This window comes from Pseudomonas sp. YQ_5 (assembly GCF_043103305.1).
GTDB lineage: Bacteria > Pseudomonadota > Gammaproteobacteria > Pseudomonadales > Pseudomonadaceae > Aquipseudomonas > Aquipseudomonas putida_Y.
Genome location: NZ_JBICJS010000078.1, coordinates 1 through 16615 on the forward strand (window position 1 = coordinate 1; position 16615 = coordinate 16615).

At 62.2% G+C, this 16615-nt stretch carries 17 protein-coding genes; 7 read left to right on the top strand and 10 right to left on the bottom strand.

Annotation, left to right across the window (positions count from 1 at the left end; all coding sequences use genetic code 11):
* Nucleotides 1-295 precede the first annotated feature (295 nt).
* From mksB to mksF, 3 genes are read left to right on the top strand one after another with little or no spacing between them, the layout of a single operon-like run.
* Entirely contained in the window at nucleotides 296-1585 is a 1290-nt protein-coding gene (gene mksB / locus ACF8EA_RS18055; RefSeq protein ID WP_021784160.1) for an Mks condensin complex protein MksB, read from the top strand.
* The gene (gene mksE / locus ACF8EA_RS18060; protein ID WP_103463282.1) at nucleotides 1575-2282 is read left to right on the top strand and encodes an Mks condensin complex protein MksE; all 708 of its coding nucleotides are present in this window, start codon (nucleotides 1575-1577) and stop codon (nucleotides 2280-2282) included. Before mksB ends, mksE begins: the two co-directional genes overlap by 11 nt.
* Nucleotides 2279-5110: an Mks condensin complex protein MksF gene (mksF, locus tag ACF8EA_RS18065; protein ID WP_028698107.1), complete on the top strand. Its 2832-nt coding sequence runs from the start codon at nucleotides 2279-2281 to the stop codon at nucleotides 5108-5110. The genes mksE and mksF overlap by 4 nt, the downstream gene beginning before the upstream one ends.
* Nucleotides 5111-5281: 171 nt before the next feature.
* Here mksF and ACF8EA_RS18070 read toward each other — a convergent pair whose 3' ends face one another.
* From ACF8EA_RS18070 to rplU, 5 genes are all read right to left on the bottom strand, one after another.
* Nucleotides 5282-5743, bottom strand: a complete 462-nt coding sequence (locus ACF8EA_RS18070) for a CreA family protein (RefSeq protein WP_021784163.1) — start codon at nucleotides 5741-5743, stop codon at nucleotides 5282-5284.
* Entirely contained in the window at nucleotides 5740-6858 is a 1119-nt protein-coding gene (gene proB, locus ACF8EA_RS18075) for a glutamate 5-kinase (protein WP_021784164.1), read from the bottom strand. The genes ACF8EA_RS18070 and proB overlap by 4 nt, the downstream gene beginning before the upstream one ends.
* A gap of 85 nt (nucleotides 6859-6943) precedes the next feature.
* The gene (cgtA, locus tag ACF8EA_RS18080) at nucleotides 6944-8170 is read right to left on the bottom strand and encodes an Obg family GTPase CgtA (protein WP_003247460.1); all 1227 of its coding nucleotides are present in this window, start codon (nucleotides 8168-8170) and stop codon (nucleotides 6944-6946) included.
* A 188-nt stretch (nucleotides 8171-8358) separates the two neighbouring features.
* On the bottom strand, nucleotides 8359-8616 hold the full coding sequence (gene rpmA / locus ACF8EA_RS18085) for a 50S ribosomal protein L27 (RefSeq protein WP_003247464.1): 258 nt from the start codon (nucleotides 8614-8616) through the stop codon (nucleotides 8359-8361).
* A gap of 38 nt (nucleotides 8617-8654) precedes the next feature.
* Entirely contained in the window at nucleotides 8655-8969 is a 315-nt protein-coding gene (gene rplU, locus ACF8EA_RS18090; RefSeq protein ID WP_003247466.1) for a 50S ribosomal protein L21, read from the bottom strand.
* A gap of 244 nt (nucleotides 8970-9213) precedes the next feature.
* On the opposite strand from rplU, the gene ACF8EA_RS18095 reads away from it, so the two are divergent.
* The 3 genes from ACF8EA_RS18095 to ACF8EA_RS18105 all read left to right on the top strand — a co-directional run bounded on the left by ACF8EA_RS18095 (nucleotide 9214) and on the right by ACF8EA_RS18105 (nucleotide 11013).
* On the top strand, nucleotides 9214-10182 hold the full coding sequence (locus ACF8EA_RS18095) for a polyprenyl synthetase family protein (RefSeq protein ID WP_010951940.1): 969 nt from the start codon (nucleotides 9214-9216) through the stop codon (nucleotides 10180-10182).
* A 159-nt stretch (nucleotides 10183-10341) separates the two neighbouring features.
* Nucleotides 10342-10683, top strand: a complete 342-nt coding sequence (locus ACF8EA_RS18100) for a zinc ribbon domain-containing protein YjdM (RefSeq protein WP_021784165.1) — start codon at nucleotides 10342-10344, stop codon at nucleotides 10681-10683.
* Between the two features lie 84 nt (nucleotides 10684-10767).
* On the top strand, nucleotides 10768-11013 hold the full coding sequence (locus tag ACF8EA_RS18105) for a hypothetical protein (protein WP_021784166.1): 246 nt from the start codon (nucleotides 10768-10770) through the stop codon (nucleotides 11011-11013).
* A gap of 94 nt (nucleotides 11014-11107) precedes the next feature.
* On the opposite strand, the gene ACF8EA_RS18110 is transcribed toward ACF8EA_RS18105, so the two are convergent.
* From ACF8EA_RS18110 to ACF8EA_RS18130, 5 genes are all read right to left on the bottom strand, one after another.
* Nucleotides 11108-11725 carry an FKBP-type peptidyl-prolyl cis-trans isomerase gene (locus tag ACF8EA_RS18110; protein WP_003247482.1) on the bottom strand — a complete coding sequence of 206 codons (618 nt, stop codon included), beginning with the start codon at nucleotides 11723-11725 and terminating at the stop codon, nucleotides 11108-11110.
* 85 nt (nucleotides 11726-11810) lie between these two features.
* Complete coding sequence (locus ACF8EA_RS18115; RefSeq protein ID WP_021784167.1) at nucleotides 11811-12116, bottom strand: DUF6482 family protein; 306 nt, start codon at nucleotides 12114-12116, stop codon at nucleotides 11811-11813.
* Between the two features lie 217 nt (nucleotides 12117-12333).
* Complete coding sequence (locus ACF8EA_RS18120; RefSeq protein ID WP_003247486.1) at nucleotides 12334-12822, bottom strand: TIGR00645 family protein; 489 nt, start codon at nucleotides 12820-12822, stop codon at nucleotides 12334-12336.
* 101 nt (nucleotides 12823-12923) lie between these two features.
* Nucleotides 12924-13262, bottom strand: a complete 339-nt coding sequence (locus ACF8EA_RS18125; protein WP_021784168.1) for a hypothetical protein — start codon at nucleotides 13260-13262, stop codon at nucleotides 12924-12926.
* 162 nt (nucleotides 13263-13424) lie between these two features.
* Nucleotides 13425-15863: a Lon protease family protein gene (locus ACF8EA_RS18130; protein WP_021784169.1), complete on the bottom strand. Its 2439-nt coding sequence runs from the start codon at nucleotides 15861-15863 to the stop codon at nucleotides 13425-13427.
* A 250-nt stretch (nucleotides 15864-16113) separates the two neighbouring features.
* Between ACF8EA_RS18130 and ACF8EA_RS18135 the strand changes: the two genes are divergently transcribed.
* A complete protein-coding gene (locus ACF8EA_RS18135; protein WP_021784170.1) occupies nucleotides 16114-16602 on the top strand; it encodes a DUF3015 domain-containing protein in 489 nt (162 codons plus the stop codon).
* The last annotated feature ends 13 nt before the right edge of the window (nucleotides 16603-16615 follow it).

A 16615-nucleotide genomic window follows, 5' to 3' on the forward strand; every position in this document is an offset into this window, starting at 1 on the left:
GGCCAGTAACGCCAGTGACAGGCGCGCGCGACCGTTTTGTTTGTACGACACAATATCGCGCCAAGCGCCAAGGCGCCCGCGCGCAAATCCCCCAGAAATAACTGGCCCGAAACAAACGAGCGAGCGCAGCTCGCGATGCGCCGCGCGGGCGGCGCTCGATCTCGCCCGCACCCTCAAACCCCCGCCATACACCTACACACCACAAGGTTATCCCTCATTACAGACCAAGGGGTAAAAACCACCCCCGCGAATGCAGTACAATCGCCCCCTTTTTCTTGGCAACGAGTCGAAGCCAATGATCGAACCCAAGCGCGTCCTGCGCGCCCTAGCCGAACACTGGGCCCTGATCGAGCCGCTGTGCGAGCGTTTCGACCAGGGCACCCTGAGCCTGGTCGAACTGCGCCAGCATGTGGCTCGCCAGCAGCTCGAAAGCACCCCGCAGGACATCACCCAGCTACTCGACGTTTGGATCCGCCTGGATATCCTGGTCCCGGTGGCCAAAAGCCCGAACCGTTTCGAGCTCAACGCGCAGATCCACGACTTCCTCGCCTACCTGCGCCGCGAACACCGGCTGGGCCTGTGCCTGGAGATCGAAGCCTACTTGCGCCACCTGGAGCGCCTGGCCGGGCACATCCAGGATGCCTTCGACAACCGCGACAGCGACGACCTGGCACGCCAGCTGCGCCTGCTCGACATGCGCGTGCGCGATGTGCTGAAAAAGCTCGACAACGACGAGCAGGCGCTGGTGGCCGTGGCCGAACGGGCCAAGACCAGCAACCGCCAGATTCCGCTGCGCCAGCGTTATGCCGAAGTACTGGCCACCTGGGACGAATACGTCGAGCCGATGATCCAGCTGGTCAACGCCGACGGCGCCTTCGAGCAAGGTGTACGCAAGGTCGAGACCGTGCTGCTGAAACTGCTGGGCGAACAAGCGCGCCTGGGCCACTTGGTCGACGACGACATGCTGCTGCGCACCCACGCGCGCATCCTGGAAATGCAGACCAACGCCCAGTTGACCCTGCGCCACGCCCGCGAACTGCTGCTGCCGCTGCGCGAAGAAGCCCGCCGGCACAACGCCGTGACCCGCGGCGCCGCGCTGGCCCTGTCGGTGATCCGACGCAAGGGCATCGATGCCGTGCCGCAAGCGGCCATGCCGATGTTCACCCGCCCGCAAAGCACCTTCCTTGGCAGTGCCAGCCAGGTCGAGGCCTACGTTTACGCACTGGCCCGCTTCGAGCCCAAACCGGCGCGTTTCCCCAAAGCCCACAAGACCCAGTCCGACGCCCTGCCCCGTGCTCCGCGCACGGTCAAGGAAATGACCGAACGCTGCGAACAGGCCCTGCCACTGCCCGACCTGATGGTCTGGCTGCTGGAGCAGGAGCCCGAAGGCGCCACCGATGAGCTGCTGTACTGGTTCTCGCGTCTTTCGCGGGAAAAGCGCTTCAAGCGCGAACGCCTCGACCGCCGCGAATACACAACTCAGGAACACCTGGTCAGCCTGCGTTCGTTCGCCCTGACCTCCAGCCGCGAAGACGCCCCCAGCGCGCCTACCGAACCCAACGCGAGCCCAGCCCATGCATCTTGATCTTTCCGAACTGTCCCAGCTCGCGCCGATCTTCCGCGAGCTGTTCAAAGGCTTCCACATCAGCCGGCGCGACCCTGAGCTGTACGCCCAGCTGTCGAACTTCCAGGACCAGTACCGCACCCTGTTCAAGGCCCTGGGCTTCGAGCTGGTATGCGACACCCGTGGTTTCTACTACTTCGTGCCGGACATGACCGCCGCGCAGGTCAACAAGACCGCGCAGCGCCTGTCGCTGTTCACCTTCATTCTGGTCGAGCACCTTGCTGACCAGGGCCGCGACCCGATGGCCGTGCTCGACGGAGGTAGCATCGGCCGCGACGAACTGCCCTCGCTGCTGGACAAGTACCGCGACCTGTTCCTGCAGGCCGAAGTGCAGACCGTGGACGAGCTGGAAGAAAAAATCCTGCGGCGCATGACCCAGCTCGGCTTCGCCCATGAGGAAGGCGGCATCTACCGCTTCCTGCCGCCCATGCACCGCTTCCTCGATGTGTGCCTTTCAGTGCAGCAGGACCGCGACCTGGCCGCCACCCTGCACAGCGACCTGCCGCTGCCGACCCCGGTACTGGTCGAGGAAGAAAGCGCCGAAGAACTCAACCGCACCGACGACCCGCTCGACCTCACGCCTTTCCAGGGCGAGGAAAGCGAAGAGGACGCCCTGGCCCGGGCCATCCGCGAAGAGCAACAGGAGATTGACGCATGAGCCAGGAACGCTACGGCATCCGCCGCTTCGCATTGCTCAACACCGCCGGCTACAGCCTTGGCCTGTTCCCGCTGGAGCACCCGCTGTCGGTATACGGCGCCAACAACCTGGGTAAATCGGCGTCGATCAACGCCCTGCAGTTCCCGATCCTGGCACGCATGTCGGACATGAGTTTCGGCAAATACAGCCTTGAGCAGTCGCGCCGCTTCTACTTCGCCAGCGACACTTCGTACATTCTCTGCGAACTGAGCCTGCCCCACGGCCCGCACGTGATCGGTGTGGTCGGGCGCGGTCCGGGCGGCGGTTTCGGCCACCAGTTCTTCGCCTACAAGGGCGAACTGGACCTGGCCCACTACCAGAAGAACGACACCTGCCTGCGTCAGAAAGAGCTGTTCACCAACCTTGAACGCCTGGGTATCAAGGCTTACGAACTGAAGCCGGACGAACTGCGCCGACTACTGGTGGGCGGCCACACCTCGGTGCCGCTGGACCTGACCATGATCCCGCTGCGCTCCACCAGCGAGCAAAGCCTGAAAACCTTCCGCGCGCTGTTCATCAATCTGCTGCACATGCGTGAAATCACCGCCGCCAAACTCAAGCAACTGTTCCTCGACGCCTTCGAGCACAGCCTGCGTTCGGGCAGCGTCGACTACATCGCTGCGTGCGAGGAAGCCTTCCGCGACGTACGCCGCATGGAGCAGGACTACAACGCCCTGGTCGCTGCCGGCCCGCTGGTCGAGGCCCTGGCCGGCGGTGTGGCCCAGCGGGACATCCTGCGTGGCAAGCTGCACCGCATTTCGCCTGTGCTCGACACCCTGCTGGGCACCTGGCAGGAATACGCCATGGCGCGCAAGGAAGAGCTGGTCATCCAGTCCGAGCACTACCGTGGTGAGCAGGACCGCCTGCAAAACGACCAGCGCGGCGGCACCCAGGAGCTGATGCGCCTGGAGCGTGAAATCAGCGGTATCCAGCGCTGGCTAGGCGAGCTGTCGGTGCTCAAGCACCGCTTTGCGCTGGTCGACGACGTCAAGGTGCTGGAACAGCAACTGCTGGCGGCCAAAGACGCCCACGACGAACTGGCCGGTGCTCTGGCCCAGTCACGACAGTTCAGTGCCGAAGACCTCGACGAGCGCGTACGCGACCTGGAAAAACGCCTGAAGCAGGTCAAGCAGCAGCTGGATCACGCTGACAACAACAGCTACGCCCGCCTGCGCGAAGAGTTCTCGCAACAGGACGTGGACCGCCTGATGCGCCTGTTCAACGGCGCATTGTTCAGCCTGCCGCTGGGCGACCGCGGCATCGAGCTGGACGATAGCGACCTGTGGGTGAAGTCGCTGGAAGCGGTGCTCGACGGCTTCAAGGGCGAGCGCTTCGAGGCCCCCGGCCTGGCCATCGATCTGACCCACATCGACCCGCCGGCCCTGCAGGCCCTGGCCGACCGCGCCGCCCTGCGCGACCAGAAAGAGCGCCTGGAAAAAGAGCTCAAGCAGCTAAAAACCCAGCAGGCCGTGGCCGCCGACCGCTCCGCCTCCAAAGCGCAGACCGAAACCCTGTACCAGGAAGTGCTGGACGCGCAGAAGGCGCTGGAAGACTTCCGCCGCAGCCAGACCCTCGCCGCCGAAGAGCCCGAGAAACTGGAACAGCTCTCGCAACTGGAAGCGGCCCAGGACGAACTCAAGCGCTCCAGCGACGCCTTCACCGAGCGCGTCCAGCAGCTGTCAGCCAAGTTGCAACTGGTCGGCCGCCAGCTCGGCGACCTCGAGTCCAAGCAGCGCACCCTGGAAGACGCCCTGCGCCGTCGCCAACTGCTGCCGGCCGACCTGCCCTATGGCACGCCATACATGGAAGCCATCGACGACTCGATGGACAACCTACTGCCGCTGCTCAATGACTACCAGGACAGCTGGCAAGGCCTGCAGCGGGTGGACAATCAGATCGAGGCCCTGTACGCCCAGGTGCGCCTGAAGGGCGTGGCCAAGTTCGACAGCGAAGACGACATGGAACGCCGCCTGCAACTGCTGGTGAACGCCTACGCGCACCGTACCGATGAAGCCCTGACCTTGGCCAAGGCACGCCGCGCCGCGGTCACCGACATCGCCCGAACCCTGCGCAACATCCGCAGCGACTACGACAGCCTCGAGCACCAGCTGGCCCTGTTCAACCGCGAGATCAACAAGCGCCAGGTGTCCAACCTGGAAAGCTTCCGCGTGGTACTGGCGCCGAACAAGGAAGCGCTCAAGCACATCGACCAGATTATCCACAGTGCCGGTCAGTACGAAGAAGGCGAAACCCTGTCGGTCTTCGACCTGACCCAGAGTGCCGATCAGGACAACAAGAACGAGGAGGCCAAGGAGTACCTGGCACGGCTGGTAGCGGCCAACCACAACCAGCTGGGCCTGAAGGACCTGTTCGAGCTGGCGTTCGAGATCACCAAGGTCAATGGCCAGCCGGTCATCCACGCCGACATCGACGGTGCGGCGTCCAACGGCACCACCATGACCATCAAGGCGCTGACCAACATGTACCTGTTGCTGCACCTGATGGACCGTGACCTGGCCGGGCGCATTCGCCTGCCATACTACCTGGACGAAGCGGCAGACATCGACGAACGCAACCAGGCGGCACTGCTGGAGACCAGCCAGCAACTGGGCTTCGTGCCGATTCTGGCGAGCGTGAAACCACAGGTATCGGCACACGTTGCGATCGACCTGGAAGGTGGCAGCGGGCCGAACGGCATCTACATCGACGAGGCGGACTGGAAGTTCATCAGCCGGCTGGATGAAGTGAAGGCGGTTGTGCGTGAGGATCAGGCCGAGGAACTGGCCTGAGATAGCTGGGGCCGCTTTGCGGCCCTATCCTGCATGCGCTGATCCCTGTGGGAGCGGGCTTGCCAGCGAACACGGGCGAAGCCCGTGCCATCCACGGCGGTGCCTTCTTCGCGGGTAAACCGCTTGTGTCGCGACAGGAGGCCGACGGCCTCCCGGCAACCTACCAGGCTATCAATGAGCCCAAGGCAGGATCGGAATGGCAGTCACCGCATTCTGCGGACTGCCTTCGATCATGCGGTCGCTGTACACCAGGTACACCAGCGTATTGCGCTTCTTGTCGAGAAAGCGCACCACCTGCATGGTCTTGAACACCAGCGAGGTACGTTCCTTGAACACTTCCTCGCCATCTTTGAGCTCACCCTTGAAGTTGATCGGCCCGACCTGACGACAGGCAATCGATGCCTCCGCCCGGTCCTCGGCCAGCCCCAAGCCCCCCTTCACCCCGCCAGTCTTGGCCCGCGACAGGTAGCACGTCACGCCCTCTACCTTAGGGTCGTCGAACGCCTCGACCACAATGCGGTCGTTCGGCCCGAGGAACTTGAACACGGTGGACACCCGGCCGACCTCTTCAGCGCCGGCCAGCATCGGCAGCACGAACGCTGCCACAGCGATTACCTTCTTCAGCGGGCTCATACCAGCACCAGGTTGTCGCGGTGTACAAGTTCCGGCTCGGCGCTGTAACCAAGGATCGACTCGATGGCGTCGGACGACTGACCAATGATCTTCTGCGCCTCCAGGGCGCTGTAGTTGGCCAGGCCGCGAGCCACTTCAAGGCCGTCCGGGCCGACGCACACCACCATCTCGCCACGACGGAAGCTGCCCTGCACAGTCTTCACGCCAACCGGCAGCAAACTCTTGTTGGCCTGACGCAGCGCTTGCACGGCACCGGCATCCAGCACCAGGGTGCCACGGGTTTGCAGGTGACCGGCCAGCCATTGCTTGCGCGCCGCGAGCATGCCGCGCTCGGGCGACAGCAAGGTGCCCAGGCGCTCGCCCGCCTTCAGGCGGTCCAGCACGCGCTCGATGCGACCACCGATGATGATGGTGTGGGCACCGGAACGGGCAGCCAGGCGCGCCGCACGCAGCTTGGTCTGCATGCCGCCACGGCCCAGGGCACCACCGGTACTACCGGCCACGGCATCCAGTGAGGGGTCGTCGGCACGGGCTTCGTAGATCAACTGCGCTTCGGGGTTGTTGCGCGGGTCGGCATCGAACATACCATCGCGGTCGGTGAGGATCACCAGCAGGTCGGCCTCGACCAGGTTGGCCACCAGCGCCGCCAGGGTGTCGTTGTCGCCAAAGCGGATCTCGTCGGTGACCACGGTGTCGTTTTCGTTGATCACCGGCACTACACCCAGATCAACCAAGGTGCGCAGGGTGCTGCGGGCATTCAGGTAACGCTTGCGGTCGGACAGGTCGTCATGGGTCAGCAGGATCTGCGCGGTGTGCTTCCCGTGCTCCCCGAAGCTCGACTCCCAGGCCTGCACCAGGCGCATCTGGCCGAGCGAGGCAGCCGCCTGCAGCTCGTTCATCGCACTCGGTCGCTTGGTCCAGCCCAGCTGGCTCATGCCGGCAGCCACGGCCCCGGAGGAGACCAGTACCAACTCCACGCCTGCCTCACGCAGCGCGACCATCTGCTCGACCCAAACGGCCATTGCACCGCGGTCGAGGCCCTTGCCATCGGCGGTCAGCAGAGCACTGCCAATCTTAACGACCCAGCGCTTGGCGCCCGTCACCTTGCTTCGCATCTTCTTCCAACCTATGTCGAATCTGTAGATACCGTGGATACAAAAACGCCGCTCCAGAGAGCGGCGTTTAGTGTACTGCAACCGATCAGTCGCGCACGTAAATGATTTCCGGACCGTCTTCGTCGTCCTCGAAATCATCGTCCCAACCGTCATCGTCGCCGATGTCGTGCACGCTCTTGACGCCGGTACGACGCAGGGTGCGGGCGTCGTCCAGGGCCTGCAGCTGGGCACGGGCTTCGTCTTCGATGCGCTGGTCGAGGTCGGCCAGCTCTTCGGCGTAGGCCGGGTCGTTGGCCAGGCGGTCGGCGCGGTCTTCGAGGTAGCGCATCAGGTCGTGGCTGAGCTTGTCGGTGCCCTGCTTGGAAATGGCCGAGATCACGTAAACCGGGCCTTCCCACTCCAGACGGTCGATCACTTCCTGCACACGCTCGTCACGCTCGTCGTCCATGACCATATCGGCTTTGTTCAGCACCAGCCAGCGCTCACGCTCGGCCAGCGACGGGCTGAAGCGGGTCAGCTCGTTGACGATGACTTCGGCGGCATCGGCCGGGCTGCTTTCGTCCAGTGGCGCGATGTCCACCAGGTGCAGCAGCACGCGCGTACGCGCCAGGTGCTTGAGGAAGCGGATACCCAGACCGGCACCTTCAGAAGCGCCTTCGATCAGGCCGGGGATGTCGGCGATGACGAAGCTCTTCCAGCGGTCGACGCTGACCACGCCCAGGTTTGGCACCAGGGTGGTGAACGGGTAGTCGGCGACTTTCGGCTTGGCGGCCGAGACCGAACGGATGAAGGTACTCTTGCCGGCGTTGGGCAAGCCCAGCAGGCCGACGTCGGCCAACACCTTCATTTCCATCTTCAGGTCACGCTGCTCACCCGGTTTGCCTGGGGTGGTCTGGCGCGGCGCACGGTTGGTGCTCGACTTGAAACGGGTGTTGCCCAGCCCGTGCCAGCCACCTTGCGCGACCATCAGCTTCTGGCCGGGGGTGACCAGGTCACCGATCACTTCCTGGGTGGAAGCATCGATCACGGTGGTGCCGACCGGCACGCGCAGGAACAGGTCTTCACCCTTCTTGCCGGTGCAGTCGGTGCTACCGCCGTTGGAGCCACGCTGGGCTTCATGGTGACGGGTGTAGCGGTAGTCGACCAGGGTGTTCAGGTTTTCGTCGGCAATCATGTACACCGAGCCACCGTCACCGCCGTCACCGCCGTTAGGGCCGCCGTTCTCGATGAACTTCTCGCGACGGAAGCTCATGCAACCGTTGCCACCGTCACCGGCCTTGACCCGAATGGATACTTCGTCAACAAACTTCATTAAAACCGCCTCTCGTCGGTAGACGAGCTGAATGACTCAAAAACATGAGGCTCTTGCAAAAATGAGCGCGGCGGCCCCGTACGACCGTAGAAACCAACGCCGGCAACCCAGACAAACAGCTTTGCAAGAGGCTCACCACAAACGAAAAAGCCCCGTCGCATGACGGGGCTTCTGGAGCGACGTCGCGATTAAGCGGCGACGATGCTCACGTAACGGCGCATGAACTCGCCTTTCTTCTCGAACTTGATCACGCCTTCGATCTTGGCGAACAAGGTGTGGTCCTTGCCCATGCCAACGCCGTAGCCAGCGTGGAATTCGGTACCGCGCTGACGGACGATGATGTTGCCTGGCTTGATAACCTGGCCGCCATACATCTTCACGCCAAGGCGTTTCGATTCTGAGTCGCGACCGTTACGAGTACTACCACCAGCCTTCTTGTGAGCCATGGTTCAATTCTCCAAATAAATTCAGGGGATCTAGGGGATTAAGCCTGGATGCCGGTGATTTTGATCTCGGTGAACCACTGGCGGTGGCCCATACGCTTCATGTGGTGCTTACGACGACGGAACTTGATGATGCGAACCTTGTCGTGGCGGCCTTGCGAAACGACTTCGGCCACTACTTTAGCGCCAGCAACAACTGGAGCACCGATGGTGACTTCTTCACCGTTGGCGACCAGCAGAACGCGATCGAAGGTCACGGATTCGCCAGTGGCGACTTCCAGTTTTTCGATCTTGAGGAATTCACCTTCAGCGACTTTGTACTGCTTGCCGCCGGTAACGATTACTGCGTAAGACATGGTATTTCTCCGATAATCCTGCTCACCCAGCGCTTTATATGATGAGTATTGGCTGGCATGGCTGCACAGGGCTGGAACGGCCCGGCGCAATTGCGTAAGGCAGGTGCTGCCCAGGAAGTTAGGGTGCGCGATTGTACGCAACCGCGGTTTTGCTTGCAAGTGCCGCCCCCGGCCAGCTGGCACCGCGCCTTGACACACCGGGACCCGCGACCTAGCATGCCGCGCAACCTCACTGGAGCAGCCGATGCAACCCCAAACCTTCTACCGCGCGGTGGCTGATGATTTCAGCGCCGTCGACGAGATCATCAAGAAGCAGCTGACCTCGCGCGTGCCGCTGGTATCGAAGATCGGCGACTATATCACGTCAGCCGGTGGCAAGCGCCTGCGTCCCCTGCTGGTACTGCTGTGTGGCAAGGCCCTGGGCCGCGAAGGCGACGACCTGCGCCTGCTGGCCGCCACCATCGAGTTCCTGCACACCGCCACCCTGCTGCACGACGATGTGGTCGACATGTCCGGCATGCGTCGCGGCCGCTCTACCGCCAATGCCCTGTGGGGCAACGCACCAAGCGTACTGGTGGGCGACTTCCTTTATTCGCGCTCGTTCGAAATGATGGTCGAACTGGGCTCGATGCCGGTCATGCAGATCCTGTCCAAGGCCACCCGCGTGATTGCCGAAGGTGAAGTGCTGCAACTGTCGCGTGTACGCGACGCCAGCACCACCGAGGAAGTCTACATGGAGGTCATTCGCGGCAAGACGGCGATGCTGTTCGAAGCGTCGACCCACAGCGCTGCGGCACTGGCCCAGGCCACCGACGAGCAGCGCGAAGCCCTGCGTACCTTCGGCGACCATCTGGGCGTGGCCTTCCAGCTGGTCGACGACCTGCTGGACTACAAGGGCGACTCGCAGACCTTGGGCAAGAACGTCGGTGACGACCTGGCCGAGGGCAAGCCTACCCTGCCGCTGATCTACACCATGCGCGAAGGCACTGCCGAGCAGGCTGCCCTGGTACGCCAGGCGATCCAGAAAGGTGGCCTGGAGGATCTGGAACAGATTCGCGTTGCGGTCGAGGAATCGGGTGCGCTGAAGTACACCGCCGAGCTGGCGCGCGATTACGTGAAGCGTGCCATCGCCTGCCTCGAAGTGCTGCCTGCCAGTGAATACCGGGATGCGCTGGTTGAACTGAGCGAGTTTGCGGTCGCGCGTACGCACTGACAGACCGAGTCGTCTTCATTCGCGGGCAAGCCCGCTCCTACACCATCTGTGGGGAGCAGGCTTGCCCGCGATGCTTTTGTCCGGACATAATCACTTCCGGGAAAATACCTTCTACAATGTGGGCTTTTAACCGCCCGTCTGTTTGTTTGAGGAACCGAAGTGAGCACTCTGCCACCCTGCCCAAAATGCAACTCCGAATACACCTATGAGGATGGCACTCAGCTGATCTGCCCTGAATGCGCCCACGAGTGGTCGGCCAGCGGCGATGCCGAGGCGACCAGCGACGAGGTGGTGAAAAAGGACTCGGTCGGCAACATCCTGCAGGACGGTGACACCGTCACCGTGATCAAGGACCTCAAGGTCAAAGGTTCGTCCCTGGTGGTCAAGGTCGGCACCAAGGTCAAGAACATCCGCCTGTGCGATGGCGACCACGACATCGACTGCAAGATCGACGGCATCGGCGCCATGAAACTGAAATCCGAGTTCGTCCGCAAAGTCTGATCACACAAAAATCTGGCAATCGGCGCTTGCCATTTAGGTAATAGGAATTATTCTCATTGGAACCGCTATCCAAGGAGAATCTCCATGACTTACCTGATCGACGCCTGGCTGGAACGCCCCCACCCCTACCTGCGCATTCTTCATCGGGAAACCGGCGAAGTGTGCGCGGTCCTTGAAGAAGAAGCCCTCGACGAACTGCGTGACCAGGGTGACCTGGACATGAGCGGGCTGAATTCGAGTGAACCGGGGGTACTCAAGGAACTGGTACGGAATCTGTTTCTGTTCTGCTATGCGCGGGCATTGCACCCTGGGGGGACAGACTGGAATTGAGGCCGGCAGGGCCGGCCTCTTCGCAGGTGAACCCCACCCCTACAGAAAAAGGTGGGCTTACTCGCGAATGGGCCGCAAAGCGGCCCCAACGACCTTACAGAACGTCGAGCAGTTCGACGTCGAACACCAGTACGCTGTGCGGTGGGATGCTGCCAACGCCTTGGGCGCCGTAAGCCAGCTCGCTTGGCACGTACAGGCGCCATTTGCTGCCAGCGTTCATCAGTTGCAGGGCTTCGGTCCAGCCAGCGATCACGCCGCCTACCGGGAACTCAGCCGGCTGGCCACGCTCGTAGGAGCTGTCGAACACGGTGCCGTCGATCAGGGTGCCGTGGTAGTGGGTACGCACGTTGTCTTCGCGGGTCGGCTTGGCGCCTTCACCAGCGGTCAGCACTTCGAACTGCAGGCCCGAAGCCAGTGTGGTGATGCCTTCACGCTTGGCGTTCTCGACCAGGAATTCCTTGCCAGCAGCAGCGGCGGCTTCGGCCTTGGCTGCAGCTTCGGCTTGCATCACCTCGCGGATGACCTTGAAGCTGGCCGACAGGTCGGCTTCGCTGACGCGGCTGTCGGCACCGTTGAAGGCATCGGTCAGGCCGGCCAGGATGGCTTCCAGGCTGACGCCCGGTGGCGGGTTGTCGCGCAGCTGGCCGCCCAGCTGACGGCCGATACCGTAGCTGACGCGAGTTTCATCGGTAGACAGGTTGAGTTCGGACATTGTCGTGCTCCACTGCAGGGCGCAGTGCAGCCGCGCCCTTGATAAAAAGGGCGAGCAGCCTAGCACACTGAGGCGTTGTGAGCAGCTACCAGGCCGAACGCTGGGAAATCGGCAACTTCAGGTCTTCTTCCGGGTGCGTACCCATACCGCACATTTCATCCTGCACCGACCAGTGCACCAGGTTCATCGAAACCATGGGGATGGTTTGCAGCAACTTGCGCGCATCTTCCACCGAGTGCACACGCAAGCGCTCACCGCGGGTATCGGACAGGGGGTGAGGATGGCCTTTGACCCGGGCCTCGAGCAGGTAGTCACCGCCTTCGATGGCGATCAGGTTCAGTTCGTCGACATGGCCAGCCCTGGCCTCGGTATTGAGCTGATGCAGGTTCATGAGAGCACCTCGCGATGGGAACCACGCATGAGAGCTCATTTTTTGTACAGGAAGGGAGAATGCGCAAGGCATGACTGACGCCACTCGTCAGTTGAGCCTAGATCTCTGTGGGAGCGGGCGTGCCCGCGAAGCAGGCCACGCGGTGGCTGCCACCGGCTTTGCCGGTGTTCGCGGGCATGCCCGCTACCACAGGAGTTGCAGTGAGGCCTGGCGGGACTCAGTGCTTGGTCAGCTTGTCCAGGTAGCCCATGCAAAACGCCGAGACCACGAAGGTCATGTGGATGATCACGTACCACATCAGGTAATCGGTGGAGATGTTCTGCGCATCCATGAACACCCGCAGCAGGTGAATGGACGAAATCGCCACGATCGACGCGGCAACCTTCATCTTCAGCGACGAGGAGTCCATCTTGCCCAACCAGTTGAGCTTTTCCTTGCTTTCATCGATGTCCAGTTGCGAAACGAAGTTCTCGTAGCCGGAAATCATCACCATCACCAGCAAGCCACCGACAAGCGACATGTCGATCAGTGAAAGGATCACCAGGATCAGGTCAGCTTCGCTCAACGCAAAGACATTGGGCAGGACGTGGACCACTTCCTGGAAAAATTTCAGCGCCAGGGCCAACAGGCCGAGGGACAAGCCGAAGTAGATCGGTGCGAGCAGCCAGCGCGAGGCATACATCGCGTTTTCGAGGATACGTTCCATGAAGTTCAGGACTCATCAGGTGACTAAAAAAGCGACGGCGAGTATAGCCAGCCACCTGTTACAGCAAAAGCCCGGGGGCTGCTCCGCAGCCCCGGCATTCTTCAGTTCTCAGGATGAAACTGGTAATCCCCCAGGTTGCGACACCGCTCACCATTGATCCGCCGCAACTGCGCCTGCAAATGCAGACACCAGATCTGCGGGTCTTCCGCCACCTGATAACCATGCAGGGTCAGGCTGTCGACAATGGCATTGAGCACCGACTCAGCCACCAGCGGCCCATGAAACGGCCCCTGTGCCTTGATCGCGGAGGGTTGTTCACCGGCCATGCCGGCGGCGAACAGCAGGGTCCACATGCCGTTATCCCCGGCCAGTGGACGAATGCTGCATTCGATACGAGTCACCAGGCCCAGGCACTGGCGTGTGAGGCTGAGGTTGCGCATGGCCGCGTCCCCTCCAATGAGCCTTGTTCAGCCCGAAACCCTCAGGCTGTTTCCATCCTGAACGCTGTACCGTCCTTAAGTTCCAGCATAGAAGAACAGTTCAGAAAGATGGAAAACTGGCGCTGAACGGTAGCACATCGCCGCCAGCGCCAGTTTGTTGACTCAGGCCGGTTTGGCTTGGGCAATCACGTCTTCAAGGCGTTCCTTTTCTGCCTTCTCGATGTCTTCCTCGCTGATCATCTCGGCAATTTCCCGCAGGCGCTCCACCACACGGGCATTGACGCTGCCCTCGGTGAACAGCCCCTTGTCGTCGAGTACCCCGGCCTCCTCGCCCACCAGCAGGCTCAGCGCCTCATCCGCCTGACTGACCGCGTAGACGTGGAACATGCCGTTCTCCACCGCCTGCAACACGCGCTCGTCAAGCATCAAGGTGGCAACGTTGGCACGCGGAATGATCACCCCCTGCTCGCCGGTCAGGCCACGCGCCTCGCAGAGGCGGAAGAAGCCCTCGATCTTCTCGTTGACCCCTCCCACCGCCTGTACTTCACCGAACTGGTTGATGGAACCTGTGATTGCGAAGCACTGCTTGAGCGGCGTGCGCGACAAGGCCGAGATCAGCGTGCAGGCTTCGCCCAGCGAGGCGCTGTCGCCGTCCACGTAGCCGTAGGACTGCTCCAGGGCGATGCTCGCGGAGATCGCCAACGGGAATTCCTGGGCATAGCGGCTGCCCAGGTAACCGGTGAGGATCATCACCCCTTTGGAGTGGATCGGCTGGCCAAGGTTGACCTCACGCTCGATATCGACAATACCGCTGCCGCCCGGGTACACGGTGGCCGAAATACGCGCTGGCATGCCGAACGCCGAGTCGCCCACTTCCAGCACGGTCAGCCCGTTGCACTTGCCGATGGCCGCGCCTTCTGTGTCGATCAGGATGATGCCGGCAAGCATGTCGTCCAGCACCCGTTGCGACACACGCCCGGTACGGGTGGCCTTGGCCTTGAGCGCCCGCTCGATGTGGCCCGCATCGGTCATTTCGTCACTGGCCAGCTGGCGAATGAAATCAGCCTCGCTGACCAGCTGGAACAGGTCACCGATACGCGCCGACAGGCGCGACTGGTTCTCGGCCAGACGAGCACTGTAGGTGGCCAGACGCGCCACCGCGTCGCTAGTCAGCGGCGCCATGCCCTCTTCGTTGGTGCGGGTGCGCAACAGTTGGGCGAACTGCTCCAGGTTCTCGTCGACCATCGGCATGTCTTCATCGAAGTCCACCAGCACGCGGAACATCTCCTGGAAGTCCGGGTCGTGGTCCTGCAGTGCGTAGTACAGCTGGCGCGAGCCGATGATCACCAACTTGACGTTCAGCGGAATCACCTGCGGCTGCAGGCTGACGGAGGCAACACGGCCCAGCTCACCGATTGGCGACTCCATCTTCAGCTTGCGCGACTGCAACGCTCGCTTGAGCGCATCCCATACGAACGGCTCGCCCAGCATCTTCTCGGCTTCCAGAATCAGGAAGCCGCCGTTGGCGCGGTGCAGCGCGCCTGGGCGCAGTTGGCGATAGGAGGTATACAGCGCACCTTGGTCGGTGCTGTATTCGATACGGCCAAACAAATTGTCGTAGGTCGGGTGCGGCTCGAACACCACCGGCGCGCCACCGTCAGCGTGGTGGCCCACCACCAGGCTAGGCGCGTACTGCTCTTCGAGCAGCTTGCGGGCCACGGCGTCGGACTTGCTGTCATCGACCAGTTGCTCGACCAAGGTACGCAACAGGTTCAACTGCACCGATTGCAGGTAGGCGCAAACCGCCGCGTTTTCGGCGTACTTTTCCGAAAGCGGCGCCAGCAACGGCTGCAGCGCCAGGGTGATGGTTTCTTCGTTGAGCTGACGCAGCTGGTTGTTCGATTCGCGCTTCCATTGCGGCAGGCTGGCCAGTTCTTCGTTAAGGCGCTCCTCAAGCAGGGCAATGTCCTCGTGGAACTGCTCGCGCACCTCTTCCGGCAATTGGGCAAATTCCGCTTCATCCAGCGCCTTGCCATCGGCCATCGGCGTGAAGGCCACGTTGCTGGCATCGCGGTACAAGGCCACGTCCTTTTCCAGCGACGCGCGCTCGATCACATCCAGCGCGCGGTCATAGCGCTGGTTGAAAGCGCGGTCGATGGCGCCCTTCTTCTGCTGGTAGGACGGGTGTTCGAACACCGCCGGGAACGTCGACAGCAGGTTGTCGATCAATCCGCCCATGTCGCTGATGAACTCGGCGGCGCTTCCGGACGGCAGCTCCAGTGCACGTGGTTCACGGGTGTCGTCGAAGTGGTTGACGTAAACCCAGTCGGCCGGGGTTTGCTGGCGCTTGCCCTCGGCCTTGAGGTAGCGCTTGACGAACGAGAAGCGCCCGGTGCCGGGCTCGCCCATTACGTACACATTGTAACCGGGGCGCGGCATGGCCACGCCAAACTGCAGGGCCTCGACAGCACGTTCCTGGCCCAGGACTCCGCGAAACGGCTCCAGATCGTCGGTATGGGTAAAGGCAAACTGCTCGGGTGAGAAACGCCGGGTCAGGGCTTCAGGCGCAAGACGCAGGCGCGCAGCGACAGGATCGGGCATTGGGTTTCCTTACTTCGGCGGGGCAGATACGCAGCATTCTGGCGCTGCCCGCGCGCGCCTTGCAAGGCTCCACGGGACTTTATGTCGCAGCCGGTGCAGTCATGTGACAGCAAATTTTTCGCAATCAACAACGCAACCTTTAGATCGTGCCTAAACTCCAAGCTGCGCGGGTGGGTGAAAAGCTTTCCCGACCTGGCAACCGAGTTGCCAGAAACCCTGACCCTTGGTTAAGACAAAGAGAACAAATGCTATGAAACGGATTCTTCTGGGTACTCTGTTCACCGTGGTCTCGCTGAACGCCATGGCCGAAGCGCCAGGCGGCCCGAACTGCGGCTGGGGCAACATGCTGTTCGAAGGCCAGCGCGGCACGCCGGCACACTTCCTGGCTTCTACCACCAACGGCACCTCCGGTAACGCCACCTTTGGCATGACCTCCGGCACCAACGGCTGCTCGACCAGGGCTTCGCTGACCTACGGCGGCAAGTCCTGGTTCGCCATGAACGGCATGATGAACGAGCTGTCCGAAGACATGGCCATGGGCCAGGGCGAAGCTCTGACCACCTATGCCGTCGTTCTCGGCGTAGCACCGGAAGACCGCAGCTACTTCAACTCGGTCACCCACCAGCACTTCAACCAGATCTTCAGCAGCGCCGACGTCACTGCCGAAACTGTCCACAGCAACACCCTGGCCGTTCTGAAGAGCGACCCACGCCTGGCCAAATACGCTACCGAGGCCTAAGCACAGCTGCTCC